Origin of the sequence: Streptomyces sp. MH60 (assembly GCF_002939385.1) — a bacterium.
Taxonomy (GTDB): domain Bacteria; phylum Actinomycetota; class Actinomycetes; order Streptomycetales; family Streptomycetaceae; genus Streptomyces.
Genome location: NZ_MULI01000003.1, coordinates 19,421 through 38,705 on the forward strand (window position 1 = coordinate 19,421; position 19,285 = coordinate 38,705).

General features: G+C 71.9%; 21 protein-coding genes. 7 read left to right on the forward strand and 14 right to left on the reverse strand.

What is annotated here, in order from left to right; all coding sequences use genetic code 11:
* Window positions 1–18: 18 nt before the first annotated feature.
* Window positions 19–693, forward strand: a complete 675-nt coding sequence (locus BZZ08_RS03545; protein ID WP_104630641.1) for a histidine phosphatase family protein — start codon at window positions 19–21, stop codon at window positions 691–693.
* Here the strand turns inward: BZZ08_RS03545 and BZZ08_RS03550 are convergent.
* On the reverse strand, window positions 677–2,566 hold the full coding sequence (locus tag BZZ08_RS03550; RefSeq protein WP_104630642.1) for a LamG-like jellyroll fold domain-containing protein: 1,890 nt from the start codon (window positions 2,564–2,566) through the stop codon (window positions 677–679). The two genes, BZZ08_RS03545 and BZZ08_RS03550, sit on opposite strands and share 17 nt — an antisense overlap.
* A gap of 167 nt (window positions 2,567–2,733) precedes the next feature.
* Window positions 2,734–3,108, reverse strand: a complete 375-nt coding sequence (locus BZZ08_RS03555) for a helix-turn-helix transcriptional regulator (RefSeq protein ID WP_104630826.1) — start codon at window positions 3,106–3,108, stop codon at window positions 2,734–2,736.
* Window positions 3,109–3,222: 114 nt separating this feature from the next.
* Between BZZ08_RS03555 and BZZ08_RS03560 the strand changes: the two genes are divergently transcribed.
* A complete protein-coding gene (locus BZZ08_RS03560) occupies window positions 3,223–3,606 on the forward strand; it encodes an STAS domain-containing protein (protein ID WP_104630643.1) in 384 nt (127 codons plus the stop codon).
* 190 nt (window positions 3,607–3,796) lie between these two features.
* A complete protein-coding gene (locus BZZ08_RS03565) occupies window positions 3,797–4,630 on the forward strand; it encodes a PIG-L family deacetylase (protein WP_104630644.1) in 834 nt (277 codons plus the stop codon).
* Between the two features lie 20 nt (window positions 4,631–4,650).
* On the opposite strand, the gene BZZ08_RS03570 is transcribed toward BZZ08_RS03565, so the two are convergent.
* Complete coding sequence (locus BZZ08_RS03570; RefSeq protein ID WP_104630645.1) at window positions 4,651–5,217, reverse strand: TetR/AcrR family transcriptional regulator; 567 nt, start codon at window positions 5,215–5,217, stop codon at window positions 4,651–4,653.
* Window positions 5,218–5,335: 118 nt separating this feature from the next.
* On the opposite strand from BZZ08_RS03570, the gene BZZ08_RS03575 reads away from it, so the two are divergent.
* The gene (locus BZZ08_RS03575; RefSeq protein WP_104630646.1) at window positions 5,336–6,508 is read left to right on the forward strand and encodes a saccharopine dehydrogenase NADP-binding domain-containing protein; all 1,173 of its coding nucleotides are present in this window, start codon (window positions 5,336–5,338) and stop codon (window positions 6,506–6,508) included.
* Window positions 6,509–6,708: 200 nt separating this feature from the next.
* On the opposite strand, the gene BZZ08_RS03585 is transcribed toward BZZ08_RS03575, so the two are convergent.
* Complete coding sequence (locus BZZ08_RS03585) at window positions 6,709–7,266, reverse strand: quercetin 2,3-dioxygenase (RefSeq protein WP_104630647.1); 558 nt, start codon at window positions 7,264–7,266, stop codon at window positions 6,709–6,711.
* Window positions 7,267–7,377: 111 nt separating this feature from the next.
* Here BZZ08_RS03585 and BZZ08_RS03590 point away from each other — a divergent pair, with 111 nt between their 5' ends.
* A complete protein-coding gene (locus tag BZZ08_RS03590) occupies window positions 7,378–7,839 on the forward strand; it encodes a MarR family winged helix-turn-helix transcriptional regulator (protein ID WP_104630648.1) in 462 nt (153 codons plus the stop codon).
* 73 nt (window positions 7,840–7,912) lie between these two features.
* Here the strand turns inward: BZZ08_RS03590 and BZZ08_RS03595 are convergent, their stop codons facing one another.
* The 4 genes from BZZ08_RS03595 to BZZ08_RS03610 form a co-directional block, all read right to left on the reverse strand.
* Entirely contained in the window at window positions 7,913–8,836 is a 924-nt protein-coding gene (locus BZZ08_RS03595) for an endo-beta-N-acetylglucosaminidase H (protein ID WP_104630649.1), read from the reverse strand.
* 155 nt (window positions 8,837–8,991) lie between these two features.
* Window positions 8,992–9,567, reverse strand: coding sequence for a snapalysin family zinc-dependent metalloprotease (locus BZZ08_RS03600; RefSeq protein WP_104630650.1), 576 nt, complete (start codon window positions 9,565–9,567; stop codon window positions 8,992–8,994).
* 126 nt (window positions 9,568–9,693) lie between these two features.
* Window positions 9,694–11,079 carry a cellulase family glycosylhydrolase gene (locus BZZ08_RS03605; RefSeq protein WP_198601267.1) on the reverse strand — a complete coding sequence of 462 codons (1,386 nt, stop codon included), beginning with the start codon at window positions 11,077–11,079 and terminating at the stop codon, window positions 9,694–9,696.
* Between the two features lie 139 nt (window positions 11,080–11,218).
* On the reverse strand, window positions 11,219–11,683 hold the full coding sequence (locus tag BZZ08_RS03610; protein WP_104630652.1) for an SRPBCC family protein: 465 nt from the start codon (window positions 11,681–11,683) through the stop codon (window positions 11,219–11,221).
* Window positions 11,684–11,738: 55 nt separating this feature from the next.
* Here BZZ08_RS03610 and BZZ08_RS03615 point away from each other — a divergent pair, with 55 nt between their 5' ends.
* Complete coding sequence (locus BZZ08_RS03615) at window positions 11,739–12,338, forward strand: TetR/AcrR family transcriptional regulator (protein ID WP_241965380.1); 600 nt, start codon at window positions 11,739–11,741, stop codon at window positions 12,336–12,338.
* A gap of 64 nt (window positions 12,339–12,402) precedes the next feature.
* Here BZZ08_RS03615 and BZZ08_RS03620 read toward each other — a convergent pair whose 3' ends face one another.
* Window positions 12,403–13,650, reverse strand: a complete 1,248-nt coding sequence (locus tag BZZ08_RS03620) for a Gfo/Idh/MocA family protein (RefSeq protein ID WP_104630654.1) — start codon at window positions 13,648–13,650, stop codon at window positions 12,403–12,405.
* Window positions 13,651–13,758: 108 nt separating this feature from the next.
* Entirely contained in the window at window positions 13,759–14,916 is a 1,158-nt protein-coding gene (locus tag BZZ08_RS03625) for an ROK family transcriptional regulator (protein ID WP_104630655.1), read from the reverse strand.
* 300 nt (window positions 14,917–15,216) lie between these two features.
* Between BZZ08_RS03625 and BZZ08_RS03630 the strand changes: the two genes are divergently transcribed.
* Window positions 15,217–15,837 (forward strand): dihydrofolate reductase family protein, encoded by a 621-nt coding sequence (locus BZZ08_RS03630; RefSeq protein WP_104630656.1) that lies wholly within the window; start codon window positions 15,217–15,219, stop codon window positions 15,835–15,837.
* Between the two features lie 134 nt (window positions 15,838–15,971).
* On the opposite strand, the gene BZZ08_RS03635 is transcribed toward BZZ08_RS03630, so the two are convergent.
* From BZZ08_RS03635 to BZZ08_RS03650, 4 genes are all read right to left on the reverse strand, one after another.
* Window positions 15,972–16,520 carry a DUF3500 domain-containing protein gene (locus tag BZZ08_RS03635; protein ID WP_104630657.1) on the reverse strand — a complete coding sequence of 183 codons (549 nt, stop codon included), beginning with the start codon at window positions 16,518–16,520 and terminating at the stop codon, window positions 15,972–15,974.
* A gap of 111 nt (window positions 16,521–16,631) precedes the next feature.
* Window positions 16,632–17,369: a VOC family protein gene (locus BZZ08_RS03640; protein WP_104630658.1), complete on the reverse strand. Its 738-nt coding sequence runs from the start codon at window positions 17,367–17,369 to the stop codon at window positions 16,632–16,634.
* 101 nt (window positions 17,370–17,470) lie between these two features.
* Window positions 17,471–17,758: a DUF6355 family natural product biosynthesis protein gene (locus BZZ08_RS03645; protein ID WP_104630659.1), complete on the reverse strand. Its 288-nt coding sequence runs from the start codon at window positions 17,756–17,758 to the stop codon at window positions 17,471–17,473.
* Between the two features lie 170 nt (window positions 17,759–17,928).
* Window positions 17,929–19,278 (reverse strand): hypothetical protein, encoded by a 1,350-nt coding sequence (locus BZZ08_RS03650; RefSeq protein ID WP_198601282.1) that lies wholly within the window; start codon window positions 19,276–19,278, stop codon window positions 17,929–17,931.
* Between the last annotated feature and the right edge of the window lie 7 nt (window positions 19,279–19,285).

Here is a 19,285-nt window from a genome sequence, read left to right on the forward strand (position 1 = left end):
GCAGAAGGTCCCCGTCGCATGCGTCTGCTGCTCATCAGGCACGGCCAGACCCCGTCCAACCTCAAGCACCTCCTGGACACGGCCGAGCCGGGCCCCGGTCTGACCGCCCTCGGCCAGGAACAGGCGGCAGCGCTGCCCGACGCGCTGGCGTCCGAGAAGATCGACGCGCTGTACGCGTCGACGCTCGTGCGTACGCAGCTGACCGCCGCCCCGCTGGCCTCGGCGACCGGACTGGAGGTCCGGATCCGGGCCGGTATCCGGGAGCTGACCGCCGGCGACCTGGAAATGCGCGGCGACGACGACGCGGCGCGCACCTACATGCACACCGCGTTCGCCTGGTCCGCGGGGGACGTGCGGCTGCGGATGCCCGGGGGCGAGAACGGGGTGGAGGCACTCGCCCGGTTCGACGCCGTCGTCGCCGAGGCCCACGAGAGCGGTGCGCAGACCGCGGCGCTGGTCAGCCACGGCGCCGCGATCCGCATGTGGGTCGCGGCGCGCGCCGACAACGTGGACGTCGACTACGCCAGGCAGCACCCCCTGGCGAACACCGGGATCGTCATCCTCTCCGGCTCGCCCGACCGGGGATGGCGAGCGCTGCTCTGGGAGGGCGAGTCCCTGGGACCCGTGCCCCTCACGCCGGGTCCGAACGACCCCACGGGGGCCACCGTGACGGAATTCAGCCGGGGGGAGTGAGGAACTCCCGCACCGGCAGCGGCCGTCCGACGATCCGGGTGTCGCCCAGCCAGCCGTAGAAGCCCTGCCCGAACCGTTCGTCGAACTGCGTGCCGCCCAGGACGAAGGGCTTGCCGAGGGTCGCGATGCCGGTCGACGGCTGCGTGGGATTGCGCGCGATCTTCGAGCCGTCCACGTACATCACCGTGCGGCGGCCGTCGTTGACGACGGCGACGTGCATCCAGCGCCCGACCGGCACCGCGTGGCTCCACGACGTGGGGTCGGCGTCCTGGCGGTGCGGGTAGACCACGAACTGGAGGAACCGCTCGGGGGAGAGGTTGAGGCTGCACGTCGGCTCCAGCGGGGACCAGCCGGTCGTCTTGCCCGCGTCGCCGTTGCGGCCCTCCCAGCTGAGGATGCCCATCCAGTCGTGGTTGCCCTCGAACGGCTCGGGCAGCCGGACGAAGGTCTCGATGGTGTACCCGCGCGGGAACTTCTCGCTGTTCAGGGCCGCCCCTTCGGCGGTGGTGAGGACGGCGCCGCGGTCCGGGCCCTGACCGCCGTCGAAGCGGAGGCTGGCGTGCGCGGGCTGCCCGCGGTGGTGGTCCGGCGACCAGGTGAGCGCGTCGCCGCCACTGGCGTGCAGTCGGCGCACCGTCAGATCGTTCCCGCGGCCGGTCAGGTCCTTGACCACGGTGCCGTCGGCCAGGGGCGCGCCCGGCCGCTGGGCCGCGTCGGTCCCGGCCGCGTCGAAGCGCCAGTAGGCGAGCGTGCCGCGGGGCATCACGGCCCGGGCCGGCCGGGGCTTCGGCACGGGTCGGGGCGCGAAGCCGGCGAACCGCTCCTCGAAGTCGACGGTGAGCGTGAACCGGTCGGCGGGACCGGTGAGTTCGAGTGTCTCGGCCGCCAGCGGGGAACGGTCCGCGGGGTCCCGGGCGAGGAACCAGGGCGAGAACGTCTCCACGTCGACGGCCCCGCGCACCAGGTCGAACCCGTAGGTGCGGATCATGCCCGCGCCGCCGTAGTAGCGGTCCTGGTAGTTGGTGATGTGCACGTGGACGTCGTGCCCGGCGTCATTGGCCAGCACCGTGCGGCCGGGCGGCCAGTAGTGCCCGCCCAGCGCCAGGAAGATCTGGTCGTTGCCCTTGATCAGGCCGTCCCACAGACGCCGGCCGTGGTCGGACAGCCTCGCCTCGCCGTCCTCCCCGGACCAGGCGATGTCGTGCGTGGTCAGCACCGCCGGCAGGGTCGGGTGCCGGTCGAGCACCCCCTGCGCCCACGCCAGTCCCCGGTCGGAGACCCGCCAGTCCAGGGCGAGGACGAGCCACTGCCGGTCCCCGGCCCGCAGGACGTGGTAGCTGTTGTAGCCGTCCGGCGAGGCACCGCCGAACGTCGGCATGGACCGGTAGCGGTCGGGCCCGAACGCGGAGAGGTAGGCGGAGTCGCCCCGCTGGTCGTCGGTGGACGACCGGATGTCGTGGTTGCCCGCCAGCACGCTGTACGGGACCCGGCCGTGCAGGACGCGGAAGGCGTCGGCCGCGAGTCCGATCTCGTCCTCGGTGCCGTGCTCGGTCACGTCGCCGAGGTGCGTCATGAACGCGATGTTGGCCGCGGCCCGCTCGGTGACGAGGTGGCGGAACGTCGCCCGCAGCGGGGCGGGATCGGCGCTGTCGGCATCGAACAGGTACTGGGTGTCGGGCAGCACCGCCAGCGCGAACCGCGGACTGTCGGCGTCGAACCGGCCGCCGGACCCCCCGGCCGCCTCGACCGCTCCCGCCGGGACGGTACCCGTACCGGCGACCACGGCACCGGCCGCCGGTACGGCCACCGCCGCCCGCAACACCACACGTCTGTCGGGATGACGGCGACCACTGCTCTGTGCCTCTGTGCTCATCGGGGCTCCACGGACCGGGTGACGGAAGGGGATCAGCCCGCATGCTGCTCACCCGCGCCGACCGCCCGATGGCGCCGAGCTGAACGCCGCCTGCCCGGCGGTGGGCGACATGGGTCGGCGGCCGGCGGCGGCCGTGGATCACGCCGCCAGGGACGGGGGCCCCGGCCCTACCCTCGGCCCTCCCGGCGAAGAGTGGTGCCGCCGACCGGCCTGGACGGGACGCTTCCGTGCCGTCCGCGGTCGGTTTCGTCCTGTACGAGCAGGGAGAGGAGCGAGGCCACGGTCAGGCCCGCTTCGGCGGGGTGGCGCAGGACCTGGTCCGGCTGGATGCGGTAGGTGTTGGTGCGCCCGTCCCGGGTGTGGGAGAGGTAGCCGTCCTGCTCCAGGTCGGAGATGATCCGTTGGACGGCGCGCTCGGTGAGCCGGCAGCGAACGGCGATGTCACGGATCCGGATGTTCGGGTTGTCGGCGATGGCCGCCAGCACGCGGGCGTGGTTGGTGACGAACGTCCATCCGGTGTGTGATTCAGGTACTTCCACCATGCGCTGCATTCTACGGAGCACCTTGCGTGAAACCAGATACGTGACATACTTTTCGTGCTAAAGGCTGCGTGTATCGGTGGGCCCGCGTGCGGGAGACACAGGAAGGACCTGAAGGTGTCTTGGCATGAGGCGGTCACAGGGCGTACGGGCGAGGCCGACGCCGGCCTGCCGCGGGGCGTGGACCAGGTCACGGTGGACCAGTACGCATGGCACGGCGCCTGGGTCGTCGCCGCGCGAGGTGCGTGCGACCTGAGTTCGATCGGGCCCCTGACGGAGGCGCTGGGCATCGCGGCCCGGGAGCAGGCGAAAGTCGTTCTGGACGCTTCCGGCATCGCCTTCGCCGACTCGAGTCTGGTGAACCTGCTGATCCTCACCCGTCGAGCGGTCGACCTCCGTGTGGCCGCGCCGCCGCAGCAGTTGCGGCGCCTCCTGGAGATCACCGGAGTCGACGCGATCATCGAGGTGCGGGCGGCGGTGGACGAAGCGGCGGCCTGCTAGAACTCCTGCCGCGGCAGCCCCCGTCCGGTCACCGCCCCTCCGATGCCCCGGGCGGGGGCGCGGGCGCGGTCGGGAACAGGGGCACCGGCCCCCGCTGTTGCATGGGCGGAGGGCGGGCGCCGTTTCCCGGGAGCGCCGTGCCCCCCGCTGTACTCGGATCGCGACGTATGCCTGCAGGAGGACTCTTTTCATGACGAACCGACCCTTGACGCTCATGGCCGTGCACGCCCATCCCGACGACGAGGCCACCGGAACCGGCGGGGTGCTGGCCCGGTATGCGGCGGAGGGCGTCCGCACGGTACTCGTGACGTGTACCGACGGCGGTTGCGGTGACGGACCGGGGGGCGTCAAGCCGGGCGATCCGGGGCACGACCCGGCAGCCGTCGCGCTGATGCGCCGTCAGGAGCTCGAGGAGAGCTGCGAGGTCCTGAAGATCAGCGATCTGGAGATGCTGGACTACGCCGACTCCGGAATGATGGGCTGGCCGAGCAATGACGCTCCGGGGTCCTTCTGGCGGACCCCGGTCGAGGAAGGCGCCGCGAGGCTCGCGGAACTCATGCGGCACTACCGGCCCGATGTGGTCGTCACCTACGACGAGAACGGCTTCTACGGCCACCCCGACCACATTCAGGCCCACCGCATCACGATGGCGGCCCTGGAGATGACGGAGCTGACGCCGAAGGTGTACTGGACGACGATGCCCCGCTCGATGATGCAGCGGTTCGGCGAGACCATGCGCGAGTTCGGTGAGGACATGCCGGAGCCGGACCCCGCCGAGGCCGCCGCGATGGCCGAGATCGGACTCCCCGACGACGAGATCACCACCTGGGTCGACACCACCGCGTTCAGCGGTCAGAAGTTCGACGCGCTGGCCGCGCACGCCAGCCAGGGCGAGAACATCTTCTTCCTCAAGATGGGCAAGGAGAGGTTCGGTGAGCTGATGGGCACGGAGACCTTCGTCCGGGTCCGGGACACCACCGGCGCGGCCGTACCGGAGAACGACCTCTTCGCCGGACTGCGCTGACCCGTCCGACTGCCCGCCGCTCACGTTTCGGCGAGGGCGGCCCGCAGTCCGTCGGTCACCGCGTCCAGGCAGCTGCCGAAACTCGTGTGTCCCCCGGCGTCGATCCAGTGCCGGAAGGCGTTGCCGAAGGCCACCGTGGCAAGCTGTGCGACGAGTTCGGCGGTGTCGGCCTCGACCTGCCGTTCGATCAGGGCCTCGCGGATCGCCCGGGTGATCGCGGCCGCCTTGGTCCGCTCCCGTTCCTGCAGCTCGGGGCTGGCGTCGATGACCGCCCGGCGCTCCGCCGCGTCGTCCACCTGTGCCGCGAGCCGGGTGCCGACGCGGGACATCGCGTCGAGGGCGGCGGTGAGCGGAGCCGCGTCGGGGTCTGCCGCCAGGACCGCTTCCGCGAGCGCCGGGGGCAGGCGCTCCGAGCCGCCGAAGAGAACCTCGCGCTTGTCGGGGAAATAGCGGAAATAGGAACGCCGGGTGAGCCCGGCCCGCTCGGCGATGTCGGTCACGGTCACGTTGTCGTAGCCGTGCTCCGCGTAGAGCTCCAGAGCCGCCCGCTTCAGGCGCTGCTCGGCACCCGGATCCCACCTTGCCATGGGCCGACCCTAACAGGTGATGTCTCGCTGTGTCGTCAGTGCTAGCCTGTAGTCATGACACGGTGTGTCATCACTGGGGTCCGCCCCGGTGCGGCCCGGAGCAGGCAGGGACGTACACATGACCGAGACCGGTGAGACCAATGGGACGGCGAGCGGGGACAGGGCGAACGACGAGGTGTGGATCGTCGGGGCGACCGGCCGTGTGGGCCGTGGCGTCGCCGCGCGACTGGTCGCGCGGGGACTGACGGTCGTACCGGTGGGGCGCAGCAGGGAGCGGATGGCCGCCGCCGGCGCCGAAGCCGGACTGCCCGCGGACGCGAAGGCCGTCGTCGCCGACTCGGCCGAGCGGATCGCGGACGAGGTCGTCCGGGGGCGCCCGCGGGTGGTGGTGAACACGATGGGGGACTACGCCGTCACGGCACCGGTCATCGCCCGGGCCTGCATGTCCGGCGGCGGCCACTACGTCGACCAGGCCAACGACGTGGTCGCCGTGGAGGGTCTGCTCGCTCTGCACGACGAAGCGGTACGGGCGGGCAGCACCCTGGTCACCGGGGCCGGATTCGGTGTGCTGGCGACGGAGGCGCTGGTGGCGAAGCTGTGCGAGGAGCGCCCTGTGCCGCACCGGGTGCGGGTCGACTCCGTGGCCTCGGTGGACGTGGAGGCGGGGGCACTCGGCACCGCCCTGGCGACCGGCATCGTGGACGCGCTCGTCATGGGCGGACGGCGTTACGAGAACGGACGGCCGGTGGCCGCGCGCCTCGGTGCCGACCCCCGGCGGCTCATCTTCCCGGACGGGACCTCGGCCAAGTCGGCAGGTGCCGCGTCCGGAGAGCTGATCGCGGCGCACGCGGCGAGCGGAGCGCCGTTCGTCACCGCCACGTCCGCCCTCGCCCCGAGCTCTCCGCTGCTGCGTGCCGTGCTCCCACTGCTGGGCCGACTGCTGTCCGTCCCGGCGCTGCGGCGCCACGCCGTCGGCCTGCTGGGCCGGGTGACGGTCAACGCCGCACCCCGTCCACGCGCGCACTCCTGGGGGCACGCCGTCGTGGAGTGGCCCGACGGTACCCGGCGCGAGGGATGGCTCCGCGCGGGCGAGGGCATGGGCTACACGGCCGACGTCACCGCCACGGTCACCGAACTGCTGGCCGGTGGGTCCTCCAGGCCGGGGGCCTGGACGCCGGCGGCCGCCCTCGGGCCCGGCCTGGCGGCAACCGCCGGTGGCACCTTCGTACTGGACCGACCGTCACCGGCCCCCGGCGCCCCGCTGGGTGACGCGCCTGGTGAACCGCAGTGACCGGTCGAATATGCCGCCTTCCGCTCGGTGTTCTCGGGCAGCCAGAGGTCCAGCTCCAGCGGCCGGCTTCCCGCGCGTTCGGCGAAGGGGACGCCCCGCAGCACCCGGGTGCCCGACTCGCGGGCCGGCCGCGGGAGGCACGGGTGCGACGTCCGGATGGGGCGCGGCGATCAGCTCGCGGAGGGGGCGGCGCCCGGCGGTCACGGGGTGCGCCACTGGTGGTCGGGCAGGAACCGCACGTCGAACTCCTGGGGCACGGTGGCGAATCGTTCCGGCTCGGGCACGTAGGGCTCGGGCGGCAGTCCGAGGGCTTCGGCGGGCGTACCGAGACTTTCGAAGAAGCGCTCGAAGGTGCGGCCCGGGCCGGCGGCGACACCGACGACCTGGCTGTGGTGGCGTTCCATGCGGTAGGCGTGCCGGCAGTTCTTGGGCACGAAGCCGAAGTCACCGGGCGTGAGCAGCTTCTCCTGCTGCTCGCCCTCGGTGTCCTCGACGAACAGACGGACCGCGCCCTGGGTGACGTAGAAGACCTCGTGGGTGTCCGTGTGCAGATGGGCCGGGATGATGTCGCCCCTGGGGCCCTCGACGGTGAAGAAGTTGAAGGTGTTCTCGGTCTGCTCCCCGCCGGCGTAGATCGTGATCAGGTCGCCGAACAGGTGGGCGCGGTCTCCCTCGCCCTTCTCGATGAAGTACGGCTTGCCCGGTTCGGCGGGGATGTGCGAGGCGCGCCGGTAGCGTGTGGCGTACTCGATGGTCATGGCTCTCCCGTGTCGGCGGCACTGCAATGTCAGGCAGCCTGACATATAGGGTTGCCGACCGCCAAGCGGGCCAACGGGCCGGCCCGCCGCCCACCACCCCGTGAGGAACCGATGCATCCCGCTGACCGCAATCTCCCGCAGTTGCTGGGTGACGCCCGGCGCTGGTTCGACGAGGCCCTGCTCGCCGCTCTGGACGAGGCCGGCGCGTCGTCCGTCTCCCCGACGCAGCTGGGTCTGTTCAGCGTGCTGGACGAGGACGGCACGACGGTGTCGGAGCTGGCCCGGCGGATGGGCGTCACCCGGCAGACCGCCCACCAGGCCGTCCACGGCCTGGTGCACCTCGGACTGCTGGAACAGGCGCCCGACCCCGCCTCCGCCCGGCGGCGGCTGATCCGGCGCACCCCGGAGGGGCAGCGCGCGCATCAGCAGGCCGACCTCGTTCTGCGACGTCTGGAGGAGACGCTCGCCGAGCGGATCGGGCGGGACGCGGTGGCCGCGCTGCGGGCCGCGCTGGAGGCGCCATGGGGTCCGGCGCCGGCCCGCGATCCCGCAGCCGCCCCTCCACGCCCGTGAGGGCCGGACACCCGTGCCCGGCCCTCAGTGGTCCGCTCTGCTCCTGACATCGTTGTCGAAGCCCGCGGACGCCTTACGGCGTGTAGACGGCCTCGCTGCCGTACAGCTCCCTGGTGAACGCGGAGACGTCGGCGCTGCGATCGCTGCCGTCGAGGTTGTACGTCAGATAGACGCCGTACCCCTCGCCGACGGTGCGGCGGGCGAGGTCGGCGGCCGTGCTCTGCGAGGTCCGGCCGATCTCGACGGCCGCCGGTGACAGCTTCGCCTTGGGCAGCGCGATGCCGGGGACCTGCCAGGTGCCGTAGTACGGGTTCCAGGCGTAGTCGAACGTGGAGGAGATGTCGACGCCGCCGTACGACAGCCGGGAGGCGGCCGGGCCGATGTTGTAGAGGCTGATGATCTTGTCCGGCATGTTCGCACGCAGTGCCGTCACCAGGTGCACGAACGAGCTGTCGTTGGGCCGGCCGGTGCCGTTGTTGCCGTACTCGGCGTATTCGTCGTCGAAGTCGACGCCGTCGAGGCCGTACTCGGTCACGGTGTCCGAGAGTTGCTTCGCGAACGCCGACGCCGCCTGCTGGGAGGGGAAGTTGGCGAATCCGGCACCCTGGTGGTTGCCCAGCACCGACAGGACGACCTTGATGCCCTTCTGCTGCAACGGCCGTATTTGCGTGGCGGCGTTGTCGAGGACGCGCTGCACGTTCTCGTTGAAGTGCAGGTACGCCGTCTTCGAGGCCGTGTCGTAGTTGATGTTCGCGGCGAAGATCACGGCGACGTCGAAGACGTTGCCGCCCCCGTTCTCCAGCGTGTACTTGCCGACGTTCAGCATGCTGTTGTTGTTCACCTCGATGTAGGCCACCGAGGTCGGCCCCTGCTTCGCGGAGGCGGGGGCGGGGGCCGATGTGGCGCCGGTCGCGGTGGCCGCGCCGAAGACGAGGGCCGCGACGGTCGACAGCGCGAGCGCCGCCGTCCGCGCTCTTCTCCGTACCAGAGTGAACATGGTTGATCGGTCTCCCAACGCGTGGTCGGCGCCCTGCTTGTACGGAAGCGCCGAACGAGTCCTTCGAGTCTTCCGCTGCCGTGGCCGGAGCCCGGGCCGTGTGCCCGAACTCTTCACGGCTTCCCCGCACGGCGCACGCCGGCGGCCCCGCCGGGTCAGTCCACGGCGAGTACGGGTACCGATGCGGCGAGCGCCGACGGGCCCACGGCCGCACCGCCGAAGTTGTTCTCGACCTCCGCCTTCTCCGCCGCGCTCGGGTACGGGTTCGTGCACGCGGTGCCCGCGCTCGACCCCGACATCAGGCTCGAACAGGGCCCGGGCTTGCGGTCCGGCAGCCCCAGGATGTGACCGAGCTCGTGGGACGAGATGCGTACCGTGTTGTAGCCCTCGTCCACCGCCTGACGGCCGATCCAGACGGTGCCGTTGCCCAGGGAGGTGGTGAGCGCGCGCGGCCAGCCGTCGTCGGCCAGGACGCGTATGTTGGCCCGCTGCCCGGCCGTGGCCGGACGCAGCTCAGCGCCCTCGACGCTCTCGTTCCAGATCGCCGCGCCCCGGTCGACCGTGGACCTGAACTCCGCGGAGCCGCTGGCGTCGTAGGTGAGGATCCGGGCCGCGGCCGGGGAACCCGCGGCGTCGCCCGACGCGCCGGCGGCCACGGCCTCGCCGCTCAGCAGCGGCAGGGACAGCAGTGCGGCGGCGGCGAGGTGTCCGGTCAGTGTGCGGACGTGCATGCTCGACCTCCTTGTGGGGGAGAGGAGTCGTGCTCATGACATCATCTGCCACCCTGCCCACCGGGCCCCGCCGCCAATCAGTCAATTCGCGCGGGGCCCCGGACGGCTCCGGAGCCCCGCCGGGTGTCAACTCGTCGGGAAGTCGTCGGCGGTGCTGATACGGCTCTTCACCAGGGCCCCGGACTCGGTCAGTACGCCGCTGCCGCTGTAGTCGGTGCCCCCGCAGGTGCCCGGCTTGAACGCCGCGCTGCCCTCGTCGGCGTCGGAGTACGTCCAGTTCGCGTAGCTGATCTTCAACCGGTCGAGCAGGTCCAGCCACGCGACGCTGCTCGCCCGGTCCACCGCGCCGCCGCCGGTGGCGCTCACCGTGCCGAACTCGGAGACGAACAGGGGGAGTCGTGCGGCCGCCCGGCTCACCGCCGCGCGGTAGGTGTCCTTGTGGCTCGCGGCGTAGAAGTGGAAGGCGTACATGATGTTGGTCGCGTTCACGGGGTTGTTGACCACCTCGCTCTCGTTCGCGCCGTCCGAGACGCCCAGCGAGGACCAGCCGCGGGTGCCCACGATCACGACCGCGTCCGGGTCGGCGGCCCGGATCACCGGGATGACCTGCTCGGCATAGCTCTTGACGGCCGCCCAGCTCACCCCGTTGGGCTCGTTGGCGATCTCGTAGATCACGTTCTTCTTGTGCGCGTTGCGCGCGGCTACGGAGGCGAAGAACGTCTTGGCGCGGTCGAGGTTGAAGTTCGGGTCGCCCGGCGTCAGCGTGTGGAAGTCGATCACGGCGTACATGCCGCGTGCCTCGGCCATGTCGACCAGGGAGTTCACCCGGTCGGTGAAGCCCGCCGGGTCGGTCTCGTAGCCGTCCTCCTGCACGTACATGGCGACCCGCAGCAGGTCCGACTTCCAGTCCTTCGCCAGTGCGTCCAGGGACGCGTCGTTGTAGCAGGGGCCGAACCACTGGATGCCGTGCGTGCTCATGCCGCGGAGCTGTACGGGGCGGTCGTACTGGTTGCACAGCTGCACACCGCAGACGTGCAGCTGTCCGTTGACGGCCGCCGGGGTGCCGGACGCGGGCGGATCGGTCGGCGGGTCCGTCGGCGGACCGGTGACGGACCCGGTACAGGTCACGCCGTTGAGCGCGAAGGACGTGGGCGCCGGGTTGGAACCGGTGAAGGAGCCCACGAAGCCCAGGTCGGCCGAGGCGCCGGTGGACAGCGTGCGGTTCCAGTCGACGCCGCCGGCGGTGACCCTGGAGCCGGACTGCGACCAGGTCGCGTTCCAGCCCTGGACGACCTTCTGCCCGGCGTCCGGCATCGCGAACTCGAGCTTCCAGCCGCTGACCGGATCACCCAGGTTCGTGATCTTCACCCCTGCTTGGAAGCCGCCCTCCCACTGGCTGGTGATCGTGTACTCGGCCGCGCAGCCGGTTGCGGCCTGTGCCGGGGGTCCGGCGAGCACCGTGAGGCCGACGGTCGATGCGCCGGTCGCGAGCAGGGCCAATAGGCGTTTCAACGCGTTCCTCCTCGTATGAAGCGGACATGACAAATAGGAACGCATTTTTGGGAGCGCTCCCATAGCCTTCGGGCCGTGACCGTACACCCGTATGCCGGTGCGCGACAGGTGTCCGACCGTGTCACCGCCCGCGCCGGGGTCAGGTGCCGGTGGCGGACGCGTGGCGGGCCAGCTCGGCGGCGAGCCGGCGCATGGCCGTGCGGTTGGCGCGCCGCATCGTCATGCGTACGACGGGACTCAGCAGGCGGTCCGTGAACGGGGCGCGTACCCAGGCGTACGTGAACGAGACGTGGCTCCCGCCGGTCCCCAGCGGTTCGATGGTGTAGGTCCCGTGGGCCAGTCGCCGCCCGGCCGCGCTGATGTTGCGTTCGACGATGCGCCGCGGCAGGTCGGCCTGGACGACCTCGATGTCGACGCCGGCCTTCGCGCCGCCCAGCGAGGCGGTGACGGAGGCGCGCGAGCCGATGCCACGGGCGGGGCCGCTGCAGTGCCAGCCGGACAGGTAGTGATCGGTGAACCGCTCGTGATGCGCCATGACATCGAGGAAGTCGTAGACCTGCTCGGGCCGGTGGGGCACGTCGATCGACACAGTGACAGGCTTCATGTACCACACGGTACACACGGTGTGTACCAATGGGTACACTCATGGCGTGGTGACCATGGACGGTTCGCAGTCGGCATCCGGCGCCGGACGGGAGACGCGGGGAGACCGGCGCGCGCTGCTGGTCGACGCGGCAGTCGACCACGTCGCGGCACACGGCATCGCGGACCTGAGCCTGCGCGGGCTCGGCGCCGCGATCGGGGTCAGCCATCGCATGCTGATCCACTACTTCGGTTCCAAGGAGCAGCTGCTCGTCGAGATCGTCCGGACCGCGGAGCGGCGCCAGCGAGAGTTGCTGTCCCGGCTCCGCGCGGAGCCCGGTCTCTCGCCCGCCGATGTGGCGCGGCTGCTGTGGCGGCAGCTGACGGACCCGGGGGTGGCCGGTCAGGAGCGGCTCTTCTTCGAGATCTGCGGACATGCGCTGCGCGGCCGCCCCGAGGCCGCCCCGGTCCTCGAAGGGCTGGTGAGCGACTGGCTGGAGCCCCTGGTGGTTGCCGAGGTCGAGACCGGGGCGTCGCCCGTCACGGCCAGGAACCGCGCCAGGCTGGGGCTGGCCACCGTCCGCGGCCTGCTGCTCGACCTGCTCGCCACCGGTGACCGCGCCGGCGTCGACGCGGCGATGGAGGAGTTCCTCAGGCTGTACTACGGCGCCGAGTGATCCGGCGCCCGGAGCAGGGCGCGTGCCGGGGCCGGTCTCCCGACCGTGGGCGATGCGGCGCGGGTCAGGGGCGCGGCCGCGGGTGCGGAGGCCGTGCGGGCTGGTGCTGCCGGAAGTAGTCGGCGATCGCCGCGGGCGGTGCGGGTACGTCGACCGGGGTGCCGCCCGAGCGCAGCGAGGTCGTCGCGGCCACCGCGGCGGCGACCGCCTCGCGGGCCGCCACCGGGGAGGTGTCCGTGGGGCCCCCGGCGGCGGCGAAGCGGAGGAACTCGTCGACCAGCGCCCGGTCCGCACCGCCGTGGTCGTCCTGGGACGGGGTGGGGACGGGGACGGTGAGGTCGGCGTCGCGCCGGTAGCCGGAGCGGCGCCGGTTCCACACCTGGATCGTCGCCGGATCGCCCTCGATGCCGTCGCCGAAGTTCTCCAGCCGGCCCTCGTCCCCGATGACGGTGTAGTTGCGCCAGTAGTCCGGCGTGAAGTGGCACTGCTGGTAGCTGGCGAGCACGCCGTTGTCCAGGCGCGTCAGCATCATGCTGATGTCCTCGACGTCGACGACGGGGTTCAGTTCCCGCAGCGCGGACGGCGGCCAGATCTCCGGGTCGAACCAGTCGGGCATGCGCCCGCCCGCCGGTGCCGGGTCGCCGGCCCCGCGCCGCGGGTTGCCGCCGTACACCGACAGGGCGCCCTGCGCGACGACGTTCCTGGAGTAGCCCCCGGCGAGCCAGTGGATCACGTCGAGGTCGTGGGCGCCCTTCTGCAGGAGCAGCCCCGTGGTGTTGGCCCGCTCGGCGTGCCAGTCCTTGAAGTAGTAGTCCCCGCCGTGCCCGACGAAGTGGCGGCACCACACGGCGCGCACCTGCCCTATCGCACCGTCGTCGATCAGCTCGCGCATCCGCCGCAGCACCGGGAGATGGCGCAGGTTGTGGCCCACGTACAGGCGGCTGCGGGAGTCGTACGCGGCCCGCAGCAGGGCGTCGCAGTCCTCGACGGTGATCGCCAGCGGCTTCTCCACGAACACCGGAACCCCGGCGGCCAGGAAGAACAGCGCGGGCCGCGTGTGCACGTGGTCCGGCGTGAGGACGAACACGGCGTCCAGGCCGTCCTCGGCCATCTCCTCGTACCGCTCGTGCAGCACCACGTCCGGTCCGAACAGGGCCCTGGCGTCCTTCCGGCCCCGCGGGTCCGGATCGGCGCAGGAGACCACCCGGGCGAGCCCGGGACGGTTCGCCAACGCGGCCAGGGGCGCGCGCTGGCCGACGCCGATCACGCCGACGCGCAGTTCCGACCTCGATGTCTCGTCATGGTGGCTCACGTGCTGTCCCTTCGTTCCCGGCGGGGGAGGGGTGGTCGTGGTGTGCGGAGGGAGGGGGGCAAGCCGGACCGGCGCGCCGGGGCGGCCCGGCGCCGACGCGGCGGGCGCCTAGCGGCGTGGCGCGGTCGGCGCGGAGAGTCCGTCGCTCAGCAGCCGGTCGTCCACCTCGTCCAGCGCGAGGCGCACCGCGCCCAGGGCCACGCTCTCGTCGCCGAGCGTGGAGGCGCGCAGTTCCGGCAGGCGCAGGCAGTGTTTGGTCAGTTCGCGGCGCAGCGGTTCCAGGACCACGTCGGCGGAGCGCGAGAAGCCGCCGCCGTAGACGACGACCTGCGGGTCCAGGGTCAGCACCAGCGCGGCGACCCCCACCGCGAGGTCGCGGGTGTAGCGGCGGACCGCGGTCCTCGCGTCCCGGTCGCCGTCCCGCGCCGCCTGGAAGACCCAGGCGGCGGCCTCGCCGGGCGCGGCCGTGGCCGGGATACCGGGGCAGGACCGGAGGTGGTCCGGAGCGGTGAGCCAGCGCACCGCCCTGAGGGCGCCGATCTCTCCCGCGGCGCCGCCGTGGCCACGGCGCAGGGTGCCGTCCAGGATGAGACCGGCGCCGGTACGCAGTCCGGCGAGGAGGAAGACGATGTCGTCCGCGTCCTGCGCCACGCCCCTCCACCGCTCGGCCACGGCGGAGAGCTTGCAGTCGTTCTCGACCCGGACGGGGCAGGAGAAGCGGGCCGCGAGGTGGGCGACCGGGTCGGCCTCGGTCCAGCCGGGCAGCGGAGTGGACAGGCTGGTCCGGCCCGCGGCGTCGACCGGGCCGGTCACCCCGACCGTCACCGCCCAGACGTCGTCCGGTGTCATCCCGGTGGCCCGGAGGACGTCGTCGATGACCCGGTCGACCTCCGACAGCCGTGCCGCGGGCGGCGCTTCGGGGTCGACCGGCCGGCGCAGCGTCCGCACGAGGTTGCCCTCCAGGTCGCTGAGGACCGCCAGCACCTTGTGCACACCGACGTCGAGGCCGAGCACATGGCCGGCGTCGGCCCGGAACCGGTACCGGCGGGCGGGGCGCCCCACCACGCTGCCGGTCCCGGGCTCCCGCACCTCGGCCCAGCCCTCGGTGACCAGTGCCCGCACCAGTACGTCCACGGCGGGACGCGACAGACCGGCCCGGCCCGCGAGTTCGGTGACCGTCGACGGGGGGTTGCCGCGCAGCGCCCACACGATGGACAGCTGGTTCATCTCGCGCATCCGGGACAGGTCTGTTCCGGTCGTCACCATGCCTGGTACTCCCTGCGAGGGTTGCCGTGCGCGCCGCTGGACATTGCTGAGGAGTTCCACCGACGCCGTTCCGTCATCGACCGCGGCTCGCCCGGGCGGGCGGGCCCCGGCGGTCGCGCAACTGCGGTGCGGCCACCCATGGTTGTCCTCCGACGGTATCCGCGCCGCACCTCTTGCCAGTGGGGCCGTGGAGTACATATTGATGAGGGGCAGTGAAACTTTGTCAATGCTGACTCATAAAAAAGGGTGCGGTCATGTCCTGCTGAGCAGTCGGGGGCGGAACGGTGTAGAACCGTGGGCATGACAGCGCGCACAGGCAAGGTGATCTGCGACATCACGATCTCCGCCGACGGCTGCTCGGCCGGAACGGACCAGACCGAGGAACGCCCGTTCGGGAACGACGGTGGCGACGGGTCGGGCGAGAGGCTGCACGGGTGGATGTTCGACAACCCGGAGGAGAACCGGGCCGAGCTCGAAAGGATGGGCGCCGCCGGGGCGTTCGTCATGGGACGCAACATGTTCGGCCCGGTGCGGGGTGCGTGGGACCGCCCGTGGAACGGCTGGTGGGGCGACCCACCGCCCTTCCACGCCCCGGTCTTCGTACTCACCCACTACGAGCGTGAGCCGCAGCCGATGGACGGCGGCACGACGTTCCACTTCGTCACCGACGGCATCGAGTCGGCACTGGAACAGGCGCGTGCGGCGGCCGGCGGCGCCGATGTCCTGGTCCTGGGCGGCGCGACCACCGTCAACCAGTACCTGGCGGCAGGCCTGATCGAGGAGTTGCGCCTGCACGTCGTGCCGTTCACCCTGGGCGCGGGCACCCGGCTGTTCGAGGGCGTGCCGCCGCTGGAACTCGAACAGGTGACGTCGCGGGCGGCGACCGCGGTCACGCACGTGACCTATCGGGTGGTGAGCTGAGCCGCCCGTCCGCCGTCCTGCCTGTGAACACCGAGTCACTCCCGAGCGGAGGTGCGCAAGGCGATCGGCAAGGAGCCGGGGGACACCGTGACCGTCCGGCTCCTGGAGCGGCTGGACGTCCGGAGGGACACGCTCTAGGCGTGCCGCTCCGTGTAGTGCCCGCGGAGCAGGTCGGCTCCCCAGTCGTGGCGGACGTGCCGCCAGACCGAGTGCGCGTGATTGCCGTCGTCCTGTGTGTTGTCGTACTCGATCAGGAAGTCCGGGGCGCGCACGCAGTAGTAGTGCCGGTCGCCGGGTGCGAGGCCGCCGGCCCAGGCGAAGGAGACGGTGCTCAGTCCACGGGCCACGGCGTCCGACCAGCACTCCCGCGCGTACGCCGCGGGCGCGCGGTCGAGATACCGGCGCACCAGACGCTCCAGCAGGTGCTGTTGCCCGGGTGCCAGGCGGTCGTACGCCAGACCGGCCGGAAGGAGACCCGGATCGGCGAACGGAGCGGCCCGGGTCAGGATGCCGTCCGGCAGCACGGCGGCGAAGACCGCCGACGCCCGCGCGGTGCCGTGCAGGCTGGTAACCAGCCGCCTGGCCAGGTCCTCCTCCGGACCGAGGAGCCGGTGGCCCGAGCGCGGGCCGTTGCCGATGCGAGCCGGTTCCGAGCCGACGAAGTGCGGGGTCACCCGGTCCATGCTTCACGCCACGGCTCCGGACGGCCCGTGCCACCGGCACACCCACCCCTGCCGGACCGCTCGCGGCCATCGGGCGCGACAAGCTGAACGGCAAGCTCGAAGGCGGCGTCGTCAGCCCCGGCCGAGGACGCAGAACTGGTTGCCCGCGGGGTCGGTCAGGACGACCCAGGAGACGTCACCCTGACCCACGTCGGTCCGTGTCGCGCCGAGACCTTCGAGTCGGGCGACCTCCCTCGCCTGGTCCTCGACCGGGTCCGCCATCACGTCGAGATGGATCCGGTTCCACACGCCCTCGTCGTCGGACGCGCGGCGGAACTCGAGGTAGGGTCCCACGCCCTTGGCGGAGCGCAGCAGAGCGCGGTCGCCGGTCAGCTGGTGGACGGTCGAGTCGATCGCCTCGCCCCAGAACCGGGCCGTGTCCCGTGGGTCGGCGCAGTCGACGACCACGCAGGCGATCGGCCCCGTGTCCCGGTAGCGCTCGCGGGGCTCCAGGACGCTGAACACGTTGCCTTCAGGGTCGGCCATCACCTTCCACGGCGTGTCGCCCCGGCCCACGTCGGCGTGCGTCGCCCCGAGCCGCTCCAGACGGGCGACCAGCTCCGCCTGGTGGGCTGCGGAGGTGGTCGCGAGTTCGAGGTGCACCCGGTACCCGACCGTCTCCGGGTCCGGGACGCGGACGAGATCAATGCAGACGGCGGACGGGTCCGGCCAGTCGAAGCCCTCGGGTTCCAGGTTGGTGACGCCGGGTCCTTCGCTCGACATGCTCCAGCCGAGCGCCTCCGCCCAGAACCGGCCGAGCGCCGAGTCGTCCCCGGCCTTGAAGTTCACCTGCACGAGTTCCAACGTCATCCGGCACACCCTAGCCGTGGGGGAACGGCAGGACAGCTCGGCCCCCGGGAGGGCCGAGCTGCACCGGGGCGTGGCCGTCCCGGCCGTAGTCGCTGTTCGGCTCAGCAGGTGCGGCCGGTGTACCAGGCGCCGTCGATGTCGGAACTGGAGCCGATCCAGGTCACGCCGGGCACCACGCACCGTTCGCTGTTGGGACCCCAGTCGTCGATCTCGATGACGATGTGCGACCCGTCCGAGGTGCAGTGGTTGTAGTAGGCGTCGGAGGCGGTCTCGTAGAAACCGCAGGGATTCGCCGCGGCCGGACCGGCGGTCAGGGGGACGGCGCCGGCGGAGGCGAGCGCCAGAGCGAGGGAGGCGAGGGCGCTGGTGACGATACGACGAAGTGACAAGGAGAGCTCCCGAGGTGAGGGGATCGCCAGCCGTGACTGCCGGTGTCTGCCGATCCGTTGCCGATGCGACGCCCAGACTCACAGCTCGGGGAAGCCGTTGTGATGAACGGTGGCCCCGTTCACCCGGCGAAACGATTCAGTGTTGCGCCGATCAGTTGATCTCCGTCGGTTCACCGGATTTCGTCACGGCCGCGCCGCCGCGACCGTCCGAGCCGGGGACGCAGGGTTCGCCGCTCGGGAGCGCCGTCGTCCGGGTCGGACAGGCGCAGCGATATACGGCGGCGGGCGATCAGGCCGACCGCGATCAGCAGCAGGAACGGCAACCAGGCGATCGCGTACGCGACGCCGTAGTGGTGGAGGTCCAGGATCGACCGGCTCGGGTCGACGTCGCTGCTGTTGACGCCGAAGTACGCGAGCAGGAGCGCGGGCGGGAGCGCGATGAGCGAGCCGACGGCGATCACCGCGGCCAGCACCCGGTCCCGGTCCTCGGCGTACTGCTGGGCCGCCGTCTCGAGGTCGACGCGGCGCGTGGCGAGCACGGCGTTCACGCGCTCGACGATGCGGGAGGTGTTGGCCAGCGCGTCCGCCAGCGACGAGACGTCGCGCAGTGAGGAGTGGAAGCTCTCGACCAGCAGCTCCGGTATGAGGATCGTGTCGGCGTACACCTCGACGCTGAAGCTCAGGTCGAGCTGGAGATCGTTGAGCCGGCGCGAGAGCTGCGCGACCAGGGCACGGGCGTCGTCCGTCGTCTCGACCGCGGCCGCCCGGTCCAGCTCGAGCGCCTCGAACGCCTGCCGTCGGATACGGTGCACGGCCGCGACCGCGGTGAGGATGCCGGCGGCGGCCAGCCCGAACGCGTTCTCCACCGGCGGCGCGTAGCCGACGATCAACGACACGCCCCTGCCGTGCGCCACCATGGTCTGGCCGGCGTTGTTCAGCGTCGCGGGCCGCCGAATGCCCAGTGTGGCGCCGGTGTCGCTGTCCAGCGTGCCGCGCAGCACGATGGTCACCACGTCCTGGCCGACCGCGTCGCCGGGCACATGCTCGGCCAACAGCCCGCGGGCGAGGGCCGCTCCGGGAAACACGCTCTGGTGGACGTTCCGCCCGAACTCGAGCGGCGGCTGGTCGGCGGGCCGGTCCGGGAAGCCGTACGTCCGCAGCCGCCCGTCGAGCCACTCGGTCAGCGGGACTCCCTCGACGCGTGTGGCGGAGCGGTTCTGCCACGTGGCGTAGAGGGTCTCGGCGATCGCCTCCGCACCGTCGGCGTCGTCCGCGAGGTCGACGTCCAGGAAGAGCAGCGGGTCCCGGCGAGGCGTGACGGCCAGGGTGACGGCCGCACCGTCGACCCGGACCGCGCTCGACGGCAGCGCGATGTCGCGGACGCGCTCGTGCAGCACCAGCCGGGGCAGCAGCAGTTCGGCGGCCTCGACGTGTGCGGTGAACCGGCCGAGGCCCAGCGCCTCGGACAGCGGACGGAGCATGTCGTCGGGCACCTGCACCTGCGGCGTGAGGTTGTACATCAACAGC